The sequence below is a fragment of the Microlunatus sp. YIM B11417 genome, from assembly GCF_059617205.1.
Window position 1 is genome coordinate 12,598 of record NZ_JCAMPJ010000011.1, and the last position, 13,075, is coordinate 25,672.

Here is a 13,075-nt window from a genome sequence, read left to right on the forward strand (position 1 = left end):
CAGCGACTCGCGGAAGGAGGACCGGTGTCCGAAAGCGCGTACCAGGATCGCGATCAGCGCATCCTCGACGCGGTGGCCGATCTGGTCCTCCGCTGGGGCGCCAAGCGGGTCACCGTCGACGAGGTCGCACGCCGGGCCGGGATCGGCAAGGGCACCGTCTATCTGCACTTCGAGTCCCGGACCCGCATGCTCGGCGCGGTGCTGATGCGCGAGTCGGTCATGATCACCGACGAGTTGATCACGGCGATCGAGCAGGATCCGGTCGCCGTCCTGCCGGCCGAGCAGGCCCGGCTGACCCTGCTGGCCACCCGGGGCCGGCCGCTGATCCTGGCCCTGCGCAACCGCGACCGGGAACTGCTCGGCGAGCTGGCTCACGAGCGCGCCGTGCAGCCGCTCTGGGAGTGGAGCCGCGAGATCGGCCGGGACTGCTTCCGCATCCTTCATGATCACGGCCTGATCCGGAACGATCTTGATCCGGCCGAACAGGAGTTGATCTTCGGAGCCGTGCAGACCGGGTTCTATCTGCACGACCCCGAGGCCGACCCGAGCCGGATGGCGAATGCCTTGCACCACACGATCGCCGCGGCCCTGCAACCGACGAGGACCCCGGCCCGGAAGGCGGTCGCCGCGGCAGCCGCCGAAACCCTGACCCACTACCGGCGGTTGCGGGACCGCCTGTCCGAGGAGATCGCCCGCCGGCCGGCCCGCCACTCCGGCCGATCATGATCAACAAGTCGAAAGGCCACACCGATGAGTCGCATCATCCTGACGGCGATGCCTGCCGCCGGCCACATCAACCCCAGCGCCCCACTGGTCCGCGAACTGGTTCGCCGCGGGATCGAGGTCACCTGCTACGCGACCGAGGAGTTCCGGGATCAACTGGAGGCCACCGGAGCCGAGTTCGTCGCGTACCCGGACGGTTCGATCTCCGCCGCCGACCTGGCCGCGGCGACCAGTGAGGGCAGCCCGCTCCGCGTGGTCACCCGAGTGCTCACGGCCACCCAGCACCTGCTGCCCTTCCTGCAGGACGAACTGCGCCGGCGACCCGCCGACGCCGTCGCGTACGACTCGAACGCGGTCTGGGGTCGGATGGCCGCGGCCAGCCTCGACCTGCCCAAGATCTCGTTGATGACGACGATGCTGGTCGGCGCGGGCGGCATGCGGGACATGTCGGCCCGGGAATGGCTGGAGTTCATCAAGATCGCGTTGCCGGATCTGGGCGGCACCCTGGCCGCCCGGAAGCGCCTGGTCTCCTTGTTCGGTACGGAACTCTTCCCACCCCGGCCGGTCTTCCCGATGCGCGGCGACCTGACGATCTTCCCGATCCCGCGCTGGCTGCAGCAACCCGACCCGCGGATCGACGACAGCTGCCATTATGTCGGCCCGACCTTCGATCCGGCCGCTCGGCATGGTGAGACGGACCCCGAGCTCGCCGCCCTGCTGGCCGGCACCGAGCCGTTGATCATGGTCTCGCTGGGCACCCTGCACGCGGGCAGCGAGGAGTTCTTCCGGTCCTGCTTCAGCGCTCTCGGCGACCTGCCGGCCCGGGTGGTCCTCTCGGTCGGCCGGCACACCGATCCGGCCGGGCTCGGCACCCCGCCGCCGAACACCCTGGTCCGGACCTCCGTACCTCAGCTCGACGTGCTGGCCCGGGCCGAGTTGTTCGTCACCCACGGCGGCATGAACTCCGTCCTCGAGGGACTCCGGCAGGCGGTACCGCTGGTGATCATTCCGCAGCAGTTCGAACAGCTGGTGATCGGACGGGCCGTCGCGGAGCGGGGCGCCGGCGTCGTGCTCCGGCAGAACCTGGCCGGCCGCCCGGTTCCGCCGGCAACCCTGCGCGCCGCCGTCGACCAGGTCCGCACCGATCCCGGCCACGCGGCCGCGGCGCGGACGATTGCGGACGGCCTGGGCCAGGAGGGCGGCGCCGTGGCGTCGGCGGAGCTGATCGACCGGTTCCTCGCCCAGCGATCACACGTCGGCTCATAACAGTGTTATGTTGGGCCGAGTTCTGCCGACTGACCCGAGAGGAACCGCCCCATGGGCAAGATCATCAACTCGACCAACATCTCGCTCGACGGTGACATCGCCAATCTCGAGGAGTGGCATTTCGCCTACTTCGGCGAGGATGCGATGCGCACCGCCGGCGAGCTGCTGTTCGGCAGCGATGCCGTGATCATGGGCCGGGAGACGTACGACGGCTTCGCGCCGGCGTGGTCGGAACGCTCCGGTGACGACTACTCCGACCGGATGAACAGCATCCCCAAGTACGTCGTGTCCAGCTCGCTGACCGACCCGACCTGGCAGAACACCACGGTGATCAGCGACAACGTCGCCGAGGAGATCGGCGAGCTGAAGGCACGGACCGACCGCGCCATCGTCCAGTACGGCTTCGGCGACGTCACCCGACTGATGCTCGAGCACGGCCTGCTCGACGAACTGTGGCTCTGGGTGCACCCGGTGATCTCCGGCAAGGCGAAGCCGGAGGACCTGCTCTATCGGGACTTCACCAAGACCAGCTTCGACCTGGCCGGCGCCGACACCCATGACACCGGCGTCGTCGTACTCCGCTACACCGCGAAGCCTGCCGGCTGACCTGGAATGATCATGGCCCGGCCCAGCGCCGGCGCCACGCCGAGGGTGACTGCCCGGTATGGCGCCGGAACTGGCGGGAGAAGTAGTAGGCGTCGCCGATGCCCACCCGGCGCGCGATCTGGGCCATCGGCAGCGAAGTGGTGATGATCAACTCCTTCGCCGCGTCGATCCGGACCCGGAGCACCCAGGCCAACGGGGAGGTGTCCAGATGGCGCCGGAACAGCCGGGTCAGCGTCGCCGTGCTGCAGTCGGCGACCGCGGCCAGATCGGCCACCGTGATCGGCCGGCCCGGCTCGGCGGTCACCCAGGTCAGCACCCGGCGCAGCCGCAGTGGCAGCCGGCGATCGTTCTGCGGCAGGATCTGGTCCGCCGCCCGCAACTCCCCGGTCACCAGCACGCCCAGAGCGCGGGCGGTCTCGACGTCCGGCGTGCCGCGGTCCCAGACCTGCGCGATCAGTTTGATCAAGGTCTTCAGGGTCGGGTGGCTGGTCTCGTCGGTGACCCACAACTCGTCGCCGATCCCGAGTTCCGCGTCGGACCGCCAGCCGACGCCGGCCAGCGGATGATCGGGATGGTGCGGCACCGCCAGCTCGACCGGCTGGTCCGCGGCGTGCCACGGGATCAGGTGCGCACCGTAGACCAGGTACGGATCGGCCGGGTCCGGCCGGTAGGCCACCCGGTGCCCCCACGGCAGCACCATGATCATGTCCGGGCGCAGCTCGTGCTCCGTACCGTTGATCACGACCACGCCGCGACCCGAGTTGCCGGCCAGCAGCATCCGCGACTCGACCCGCGGATAGCCGGAATGATCACCAGGGTGCGCCTGCACGGTCGCGGCGAAGGCGACCAGCGGGAAGCCCGGGCCGCCGGCGGCGGCGGGCCGGGCGATCCGCGGCGTCTCCGATCTCAGCAGATCTTGTTCTTCTGCCAGCGCAGCTCCTCGTTGTGGTCGACCAGCGTCAGGCCGCGGTCGCGCCAGTAGTATTTCAGGCTCTCGTCGGTCCAGCCCTCGTAGATGTCGTCCCAGGGCAGGATGTCGCAGTGCGGCGTGATCGACCCGCGGGTGATCGGCTCGTCGGCCCGCTGATAGCGCAGGTCGAGCGAGAGCCGGACCCGCTCCCCCTTCACGTTGGGCATGCCCCGGTGCACGGTCAGGCTGGTGAAGGTCAGCACGTCGCCGGCCCGGAAGTCGGCGACGCCCCAGGAGAGTCCGGAGTCGCAGATGTAGGCCTCCAGCTCGCCGGCCCCCTTGGCCGCGTGGTACGTCAGCAACCCGTCGGCCTGGGAGCCGACCAGCACGGTCAGCGCACCCAGCTCGACCGGGCAGTCGCCGAGCGGGAACCACGACGTCCAGACGTTCTTGGTGCCCTGGATGTGGATGTAGTCCTGGTGCGCCGGCGTCGGCTCGAAGTTGGAGCCGGGAACCATCACCCGGGCGATCGAGAGCGGCTGCCGCAGCACATTCCCGCCGAGCAGGCTGTCGTACAAGTTGATCATGGCCGGGTCGTGCCCGATCCCGTGGAACTCCTGGATCCGGTAGATGTCCTGGTACGCGGCCAGCGGCACCCCGGTGCCGCAGAACGCCGCCGCGACCGGGTCCACCTTGTCGAAGGCGGCCCGGTCGGCGATCCCGTCCATCGGATCGGTACCCGCCTGCAGCCAGCCATGATCGGCGACGACCTGCATCATCTGCCGGCGCAGACCGAGCACCCGGTCGCGGTCCAGCAGGCCGCGGAAGAACAGGTAGCCGTCGACCGCGGCGCGCTCCAGCAGGGCCTGCGGGTTGCCGAGCAGCGGGCTCGAGTCGACGAGCTCGACGGTGGGGTTGGCCGTCGCGATGTCGGACGTGGTCATGGGTATCACTCCTGTGAGTAGATCGCCGATGGCGGTCGTTTCGATCAACTCTGACCCACTCACCCGCGCGGATCCATGCCCGAGAGACGTACTTCCTGGACGATCCGATCAGGGTGGCTCAAGCGCCGTCCCGCTCGAGGACCACCAGGCCCGCGTCCTCGGCGAGGGTGAAGCCCATCGTGAGTTGCTCGCCCGCGATCACGATCCGGTGATCGTCGCGAACCCGGTAACGTGCGCCGGGCCGCAGGGTGCGCGGCGTGATCACCGGCCGCTCCCGCCGGCCGGGCCGTCCGTAGACCAAGATCACGCTCCGGTCCGCGCCGCCGTACTCGACCGCGTAGACCGGGTCGGACGGCTCGCCGTGCCGCTCCACCCGGCCGGTCTGGATCGTCGGCCGGAGCTCGCGGTAGAGCATGATCAACTCCGCCGCCCGCGCCCGTTCCGGCCCGGTCCAGGCGAGCAGGTCGGAGCCGACGCCGAGGACTCCGGCCATCGCGACCAGGAAGCGGAACTCGAAGCTCGCCCGGTCCTGATCACGGTGATCGGGCTGGTCGGTCACCCAGGAGCTCATCAGGTGCGCGCCGTACGCGGACAGGAAGCCGTGCTGGATCGCGAGCCGGTCCCGCGGCCCGGTCTCGTCGCTGGTCCACACCACGTCGGTCAGCGCGAGCACGGCCACGTCGATCCGGCCGCCACCCGACGAGCAAGCCTCCACGGTGACGTGGCCGTACTCCTCGCGCAGCATCCGGAGCACCCGGAGATAGCCCTCGACGTGCTGCACCGACCACTGGCGGCCATGATCGTCACCGGGCCGGCCGCCGTCGCTGACCGGGCGGTTCATGTCCCACTTCAGGTAGCTGATCCGCTGGTCGGCCAACAGCGTGCGCAGGGTCTCCTCGCACCAGGCGACCACCTCGGGCCGGCCGAAGTCGAGCAGGTACTGGTTCCGCACCGTGACCAGCGGCCGGTCACCGGCCCGGTAGACCCAGTCCGGGTGGGCCCGGTAGAGGTCGCTGTCCGGGTTCACCGCCTCCGGTTCCACCCACAGCCCGAACCTCAGTCCGAGGTCCGTCACGGACGTGATCAACGGATCAAGGCCCTGCGGGAACTTGACCGGGTCGGGTGTCCAGTCGCCGAGCCCGGCGCGGTCGCTGGTCCGGCCGGCGAACCAGCCGTCGTCGACGACGAACACCTCGGTGCCGATCTCCGCCGCCACCTCGGCCAGCGCCGTCTGGTGCTCCGGCCGGACGTCGAACTCCGTGGCGTACCAGGAGTTGTAGACGATCGGCCGCCGGGCCGGGCCGGTGTCGCGGCTGAGCACCGAGCGTTGATGATCATGCCAGCGGCCGGGCAGCCCGGCGACGCCCTCGGGTGCCCGGACGCCGAGGATCTCCGGCGTCGCATACGACTCCCCCGGGTCCAACGTGATCACGCAGGTCTCGTCGTCGACCCCGGCGGCGATCCGGACCCGACCCGACCCCGGTACGACCTCGGCCGCCAGCCGCCAGGATCCGCTCCAGGCCAGAGCCAACCCGTAGCCGGCACCGCCGGGCGTGCCGACGGCGATCACCGGGGCGTAGCTGTGCGACGTGACCCCCTGCCGGCTGCCGATGGTGAACGTCCCCGCCGGCAGCCGGAGCTGGTGGGTGCCGAACTCACGGGCCCAGTCGCCGGCGAGGAAGTCGATCACCGGCGGCTCCGGTACCGGCAGGTCCCAGGCCGGCGCGAAGGCACGGGGCAGGGTGAGCCGGCGCCGGCCGACGTTGGTGATCACCGCTCGCTTGCTGATCACGTCGTGCCGGGTGTCGGCGCAGATGCGCAGCTCCAGTTCGACGCGCCCGGTCGTGTCGATCGCTCGGACCCGGAGCGTTGTCGCCGTGCCGTGGCTGATCACCTCCCCGTCGGAGTCCCAGATGACCCGGGCGCCGAGCAGCCCGTCGCCGTGATCGACGATCAGTTCCGAGGTCTGCCGTTGCCGGGTGCCGAGCACCGCGTACTCCAACGGGAGCACGTCGGCCGGAAGGTCCCAGCCGCCGGCCGCGGGCCACTCCACCTCCGGAGCCTCGCCGCCGGGATCGGTCCAGGACAGGAGCACCGGACCAAGATCATCGGGGGCGAGCCCGACCCGGTACACCCCGGTCGCCGTGGGCAGCTCCCAGACCGGGCTCACTTGTTCGCTCCGACCAGCAGGCCGGACACGAAGTGTTTCTGGAACAGGAAGAACACGATGGCGGGCGGGATCGCGGCCAGGATCGAGCCGGCGGCGACCACGTTCCACTTGCTGACGAAGCTGCCCTGCAGGTTGAGCAGGGCCGCGGTGATCGGGAACTTCGTCTCGGTCCGGAGCACGGTCATCGCCCAGATCAGGTCGTTGAACACCCAGGTGGTGGCGAGCGCGCCGAGCGCGGCGAGCGCCGGCCGGCAGAGCGGCAGCACGATCTGGCCGTAGGTGCGGATGGCGCCGGCGCCGTCCACGACCGCGGCCTCGAACACCTCGCGCGGGATCCCGCGCATGAAGCCGTGCAGCACGAACGTGTAGAAGCCGAGGCCGAAGCCGATCTGCACCACGATCAACGCCAGCAGGGAGTCGTAGATGCCGATCCCCTCCGCGATCTTGGCCACCGGGATGAGCAGGATCTGCGGCGGCAGCAGGTTGCCGGCGAGCATGATCAACAGGATGGTCCGGCGGAACGGGATCCGGAACCGGCTCAGTGCGAACGCCGCCATCGAGGCCAGCAGCAGCGTGAAGATCACGGTCACCACGGTGACCAGCGCGCTGTTCAGCAGCGCGCCCCGGGTACCGGCGTCGAACGCGGTCCGGAAGCCCTCGAAGGACAAGGCTGCCGGCAACGCCGCCAGTCCACGCATGGTGATGTCGTCGAACGGGCGCAGGGACACCCCGACGACGAAGATCAGCGGCGAGATGTACAGCAGCGTGAACGGGATCATCCCGACGTGGAACCAGGGTGAGGTCTTGTTCATCTCCTCAGTCCTCCTCACCGCCGGCCGCGCGGGCCAGATAGGTGATGATGAAGATGATCGCGAGCAGGAAGATGATCACCGCGATCGCGGAACCGTAGCCGAGATTCACCACGGTGAAGCCCTGCTGGAACATGTACGTGCTGAGCAGCTGGCTGCTGTCGTACGGGCCGCCGCGGGTCATCGACCAGACGATGTCGAACGTGCGCAGCGAGTCGATCACGGTGACCGCGAAGACCACCGTGTTGACGCCGGCCAACTGCGGCATCACCACGTGCCAGAAGCGTTGCCAGCGGTTCGCGCCGTCGACCGCGGCCGCCTCCTCCAGCGCCGGGTCGCAGCTCTTCAGCCCGGCCAGGTAGAGCACCATGATGTAGCCCACCTGGCGCCAGACCGCCGCGACCAGTACGCCGTACAGGGCGAGGTCGGGCGAGGCCAGCCACGGCGTCGCCAGCGCCTCGATCCGGAGCGCCTCGAAGAAGCCGGTGATGGGCCCGTCCGGCGCGTACATCACCCGCCAGAACAGGCCGGTCACCGCCAGCGAGAACACCATCGGCAGGTAGATCGCGGCCCGGTAGATGCCGACCCCGCGGCGCGGCCGGTTCAGCAGGACGGCCAGGGTCAGCCCGCCGATCACCGACAGCCCGCCGAACAAGATCACCCAGATCGCGTTGTTGCGCAGGGCGGTCAGGAAGACCGGGTCGGTGGACAGGTTGACGTAGTTCTGCAGACCGATGAACTCGGCCGCCCCGACACCCTGCCAGCGGGTCAGGGACAGCTGGAAGCTGTTGAACGCCGGCCAGAAGACCCAGAACACCTCGACCGCCACCGGGATGATCAAGAACAGCCAGACGACCGGCGGCACGCGCAGCGCACCGCGCGCCCGCCGTGTTCTGGTCCCGGTGACCCGGCTCGGAACCGTCGCCGTCGCGGTCACTGTTTGAAGACCCGCTCGGCGGCCTTCTGCCAGTCCTCCAGGGTTCCCTTGATGTCGGACGGATCGTCCAGGAACTTGGTCAGGGCGGCATCGGCGGTGAGCTGCAGTGCGTCGGAGGAGTCCCGGTTGAAGAACTGGGTGATCTCCTTGGTCTCGTTGAGCAGCTTGATCCCCTTCTGCACCATCGGCGAGAAGCCGGACGTGTCGACGTCGGGCGAGGTCGGCAGGTTGGCCGAGCCGGACAGCTGGATGTTCTTCTGCTGGGCGTCCGGCGAGGCCAGGAAGGACATCAGCTTCTTCGCCTGATCGACGTTCGGCGCCTTGGCCGAGCCCATGTAGCCGTCGGTCGGCGCCTCCTCGGCGCTCGGGACGGCCGGGTCGATCGTCGGCACCGAGAAGAAGTCGATGTCGTCGACCTGGTCCTTCGGCACCGACACGACGATGAACGCGCCGGTCAGATACATCGCGGCCTTGTCCTGGACCAGCGGGGTGACCGCCTCCTGCACGGAGTACGAACGCATGTTGGGATCGAAGTAGGGGATCAGCTGCTTGTACCGCTCCAGCACCGCGGCCACGCGCTCGTCGGTGAACGGGAACTTCCCGGCCAGCAGGTCGCGGTGGAACTGGGCGCCGTTCACCCGGAGGTTGAGGTAGTCGAACCAGCCGGACGACATCCACGGCGTGGAGCCGATGCCGTTGGTGAGCGGGTGCACGCCGCGGCCCTTGAGCTCGTCGCAGAGTGCGATGAAGTCGTCCCAGACCTTCGGCGGCTCGGTGATGCCCCACTTCTGGAAGGCCGACTTCTTGTGGAAGATCGACCACCAGTAGTAGCTGGTCGGGACGAAGATCTGCTTGCCGCTCTCGTCGCTGCACAGGGCGCGCAGCGATTCCGAGTACGACGCGCAGGCGCCGTCGCCGGTCCAGAGATCACTGACATCGAGCAGCAATCCCTTGCTGGCATAGTCTCTCGCGACCGAGCCGGCCAGCCAGCCGATCACGTCCGGCGGGTTGGCCGAGGTCAGGTAGGTGGACAGCTGGGCCCGGAACTGCTCGGTGGCGACGGCGTTCACGGTCGGCGCCGGACCGTCGTAGTCCTTGATCGTCTCCAGCAGCGCGTCCCGGGTCTTGGGCTCCGAGAAGGCGATCTGCAGCGTCGCCGGACCGCCGGTCGGCCCGCCGGTGGGCGGCGCCGAGGTGCCAGGACCGGTGCCGATGCAGCCGGACAGCAGGGTCGCCCCGCCGAAGGCCGCGGCCCCGCCGAGCAGGGCGCGTCGGGTCAGGCTGGTAGGGCTGGGTGGGGATGAGAAGCGAACGGTCATCGAACCTCTCCTGTGAGTGATGGACTCTGATCTTGTGCGTCGAGCCGGCGCTTCAGGTCGATCGCGTCGGCATGGTTGGGATCCTCGGCGAGGATCTCGGCGAGCCGGCCCAGCGCGCCCTGGCGGCAGCCGTTGACCGCGGCCAGCTGGGCCCGGAGGAAGCGGACCCGGCGGTTCTTGATCACCTCGGGGTCCTCGGCGAACAGCAGCAGGGTCGGCAGCGAGGTGGCGAAGTAGTCGACGGTGGCCGGGGCCGCCTCGAGCTCGTCACAGAAGATCGACAAGCCGGCTGCGAGCTCGTCGGCCGGCCCGGACCGGCCGAGCCGGCGCAGTGCCGTGATCGACGCCGCGGTCGCCTCGCTGAACGGGGTGGTGCTCATGGACAGGAAGTCCCCGGACTGTTCGGCCGCGTCGGCCCACTCCTGCCGGGCCGCTTCGTGATCACCGGCCGCCGCCAGAGCGTCGCCGCGGGCCAGCCGGAGCCACGCCGAGTTCGCCAGCGGATGTCGTTGTTCGCCGAGGGATCGGGGCGGAGCCAGGGCGCGGTCGAGCCAGCCGACCGCGTCTGCCGGACGGCCGGCGGCGAGCGCCGCGTCGGCCTGGGCCAGGCAGGCCCGGTCCCAGGCGCGCAGTGCCTGGCCCTCGCCGCCCTCCCACGGCTGGAAGTCCCGCTCCAGCAGCAGTGCGGTCGCCGCCTCGTGATCACCGAGGGACAGCCGCAGCTGGGCCAGCTCGACCACCGCGTCGTCCCGCTGCCGGACCAGGGCAAGCCGGTCCTGCAGCCGGGCCCAGCGCTCGGCCGGAGCGATCCCGGCCCGGGCCTGGAGTTGATCATGCTCGAAGCGGAGCCGGGCGTCCTCCGGCGCCGCCTGCACGGCCCGCTGGTAACTCTGCAACGCGGTCGTCAGGTCGTGCTGCCGGTTGTAGGCCGCGAGGCCGAGGTTGCGCCAGCAGACCGGATCGGCGGGATCGAGCCGGACCGACCGCTGCCAGGCCTCCACGGCCTCGTCGACCCGGTCCCGGTCGTAGAGCCAGTGCCCGAGCAGCGCGGCCGCCCGGTGATCATCCGGATCCTCGGCAACCCTTCTGGACAGCAGGTCCGCGTCGTCCAGCCGGGCCGGGAAGCACCAGCGATCCGAGATCGTCCGGGCCTCCGCGAGCGCAGCCTCCGCCGCCTCGGTGCGGCCCAGTTCCGTGAGCAGCTCGGCCCGGCGGTACGCGATCAACGGCCCCGCGGCCGGCGCGCCGAGCGCCCGCGAGCGGTCGGCCGTCGCGGCCCGGTCGAGCAGCCGCAGCGCCGCCTCCGGCTCGCCGACGCGGCCGTACTCGAGGGCGACGTCGAGCAGCGTCTGGGCGTCCTCGGTCAGCGGCTCGCCGGCCAGGTCGTTCGTCCACCAGTGCAGCGGATCGAGCCGGCGAGTGTCGGCGAGCAGCCGCTCGGCCTCCTCGGTCCGGCCGAGCCGGCGCTGGATGATCACCGAGAGCGCCCGTGCCTGCAGGTGTTCGGGCTCGGCCCGCAGCACGTCGGCCAGCCGGTCGACCGCCGCGGCGTTCCGGCCGGCGGCGGCATCCAGCACCGCGGCCCGGTAACCGGCCGGCGCCCGCCAGGCCCGGTTCCAGGCGGCCTTGACGTACGCCGCGTAGGCACCGTCATGATCACCGAGCCGGTCCAGGGTCAGCCCGAGGTAGTAGTGCGCCGTCGTGTCGGCCGGGTTGAGGTTGCGGGCCGACAGCCTGGCCACCGCGCGGCGGAGCAGCTCGTCGGCCTCCCGGTAGCGGCCGGCCCGGTAGCGGCGCGCCGCCAGTGCGGTGCAGGTGGGAGCATGATCGGGATCGCGGCGCAGCGCCTCGGCCCAGTACGGCTCCGGCGACCTGGTCGCGTGCCGGTACTGCTCCAGATGGATCCCGGTCAGGTAGAGCTCCTCGACGCTGCCGAGCTCCTCCGGTGCCGGCGGTTCGGTGGCCGGGCCACCCGGCTCGGCCGGTTTCGTCCGGGCCCAGCGGACCAGCTCGGCACCGCCGGCCATGACCGTGATCACCACATCGTGATCTTGGTCGGCGCCGAGCAGCAGCCGGACCGGCCGGCCCGGGGCGAGCGCGACCGGGTGCTCGGTCCGCCCGGCGCGGCTCTCGATGATCACGGTCGCGTCGTCGTGCCGGGCCGTCGCGGCGATGCCGACCGCCTGGTCGGTGACGCTGATCGCGGCGTCGAGGGTCGCGGCCTGGACCGGCCCGATGCCCTGGTACGGATACCAGAACTGGCTGAACACCTTCGTCTCGCCGGGCGCCAGGAAGGAGAAGTCCGGCTGGTTGTCGGTGAACACGCCGGCCATCAGCTCGATGTAGGCCGACCCGTCGTCGGCCAGGTTGCGGCACCACGCCTCGCCGAACGGCGCGTTGCCCCAGGTCCACAGCTTCTTGCCGACCGCGGTCCGGTGATCGGCGACGTGCACGAAGCCTGCTCGAGCAGCGTGGTCGTACCCGCCGAAGAAGTCGCCCTCACTGCCCAGGCACATGTAGGACGTGGGCACCGGGATGTTGCGGTACCAGTCGATCCGATCTCCCGGAACTCCATCGGTCGCAGCGCGCCGCGGATAGTCGATGCCGTAGTAGGGCCGGTCTGCCGCCGGGAACGCGGTGACGGCACGGCGCGCATGATCGGCGACCATCGAGACGTCCGGCGGGAAGAACGCCTGGAGTTGATCATGGGCGCGAACGGCGACATTGGCCCACCAGAGGAACGTCTGCGGCTCCTCGGAGGAGTTGTAGAGCCGCACCTTCAGCTCGATCGCGGCCCGGTCCGGTCGCAGGCAGATCCCGTGCATCCCCTTCATCCGGGTGAACGGGTCATGATCGGAACACCAGACGGTGACCGACCCGTCCGGCTCGTGTTCGATCACGGCGTCGGTCGGCAGATAGGTCGCCGGCCGGTGGTGCTGCGGCCAGTTGAACTCGACGCCGCCGGCGATCCACGGCCCGGTGAGCCCGATCAGGGCAGGCTTGATCACGTCGTTGCGGTAGAAGAAGTCGTGCCCGGCGATCTTGTCGTACCCGACGTGGATCCGGCCGCCCAGCTCGGGCAGGATCATCAGCCGGATCCACGCGTTCTCCAGGTGGATCGCGTCCCAGGAGACCGGGCGGCGGACCGGATCGATCCGTTCGAAGAACGGCAGCGGGTAGACCCGTCCCGAGGAGCCCTGGTAGACCCGCTGATCAAGATAGGCCGGGTACCGGTCCGGCGGCAGCGGCTGATAGGTCTCGATCTGCACCGCTTCGCGCCAGCCCGCGACCGGCGCGGCGGCCAGGCTCGGCGGGCGTTCGGGCAGCGTGAGCCGCGGCGACTCGTCGGTGAGCATGGCCGCGACGGTAGCCCGGACCGGACCCGGTGAGA

10 protein-coding genes are annotated in these 13,075 nt (G+C 70.2%); 3 read left to right on the forward strand and 7 right to left on the reverse strand.

The genetic code is table 11. The features are described from left to right. Nucleotides 1-24: 24 nt before the first annotated feature. Genes AC6CCG_RS30595 through AC6CCG_RS30605 form a run of 3 tightly spaced genes read left to right on the forward strand, consistent with a single transcriptional unit; the run spans nucleotide 25 to nucleotide 2,595 of the window. A complete protein-coding gene (locus AC6CCG_RS30595) occupies nucleotides 25-726 on the forward strand; it encodes a TetR/AcrR family transcriptional regulator (protein WP_496658599.1) in 702 nt (233 codons plus the stop codon). A 24-nt stretch (nucleotides 727-750) separates the two neighbouring features. After that, nucleotides 751-1,989 (forward strand): macrolide family glycosyltransferase, encoded by a 1,239-nt coding sequence (locus AC6CCG_RS30600; RefSeq protein WP_496658600.1) that lies wholly within the window; start codon nucleotides 751-753, stop codon nucleotides 1,987-1,989. A gap of 51 nt (nucleotides 1,990-2,040) precedes the next feature. Further along, complete coding sequence (locus AC6CCG_RS30605) at nucleotides 2,041-2,595, forward strand: dihydrofolate reductase family protein (RefSeq protein WP_496658601.1); 555 nt, start codon at nucleotides 2,041-2,043, stop codon at nucleotides 2,593-2,595. Between the two features lie 10 nt (nucleotides 2,596-2,605). Here the strand turns inward: AC6CCG_RS30605 and AC6CCG_RS30610 are convergent, their stop codons facing one another. The 7 genes from AC6CCG_RS30610 to AC6CCG_RS30640 form a co-directional block, all read right to left on the reverse strand. Next, nucleotides 2,606-3,424 carry a helix-turn-helix domain-containing protein gene (locus tag AC6CCG_RS30610; protein WP_496658602.1) on the reverse strand — a complete coding sequence of 273 codons (819 nt, stop codon included), beginning with the start codon at nucleotides 3,422-3,424 and terminating at the stop codon, nucleotides 2,606-2,608. A gap of 77 nt (nucleotides 3,425-3,501) precedes the next feature. Next, the gene (locus AC6CCG_RS30615) at nucleotides 3,502-4,449 is read right to left on the reverse strand and encodes a phytanoyl-CoA dioxygenase family protein (RefSeq protein ID WP_496658603.1); all 948 of its coding nucleotides are present in this window, start codon (nucleotides 4,447-4,449) and stop codon (nucleotides 3,502-3,504) included. Between the two features lie 118 nt (nucleotides 4,450-4,567). Beyond that, entirely contained in the window at nucleotides 4,568-6,619 is a 2,052-nt protein-coding gene (locus AC6CCG_RS30620) for an alpha-galactosidase (protein ID WP_496658604.1), read from the reverse strand. Further along, nucleotides 6,616-7,431: a carbohydrate ABC transporter permease gene (locus AC6CCG_RS30625; protein ID WP_496658605.1), complete on the reverse strand. Its 816-nt coding sequence runs from the start codon at nucleotides 7,429-7,431 to the stop codon at nucleotides 6,616-6,618. Before AC6CCG_RS30625 ends, AC6CCG_RS30620 begins: the two co-directional genes overlap by 4 nt. Nucleotides 7,432-7,435: 4 nt before the next feature. Continuing rightward, nucleotides 7,436-8,365, reverse strand: a complete 930-nt coding sequence (locus tag AC6CCG_RS30630; protein ID WP_496658606.1) for a carbohydrate ABC transporter permease — start codon at nucleotides 8,363-8,365, stop codon at nucleotides 7,436-7,438. After that, nucleotides 8,362-9,684, reverse strand: a complete 1,323-nt coding sequence (locus tag AC6CCG_RS30635; RefSeq protein WP_496658607.1) for an ABC transporter substrate-binding protein — start codon at nucleotides 9,682-9,684, stop codon at nucleotides 8,362-8,364. The genes AC6CCG_RS30630 and AC6CCG_RS30635 overlap by 4 nt, the downstream gene beginning before the upstream one ends. Further along, entirely contained in the window at nucleotides 9,681-13,040 is a 3,360-nt protein-coding gene (locus AC6CCG_RS30640; protein ID WP_496658609.1) for a DUF5107 domain-containing protein, read from the reverse strand. Before AC6CCG_RS30640 ends, AC6CCG_RS30635 begins: the two co-directional genes overlap by 4 nt. Nucleotides 13,041-13,075 lie beyond the last annotated feature (35 nt).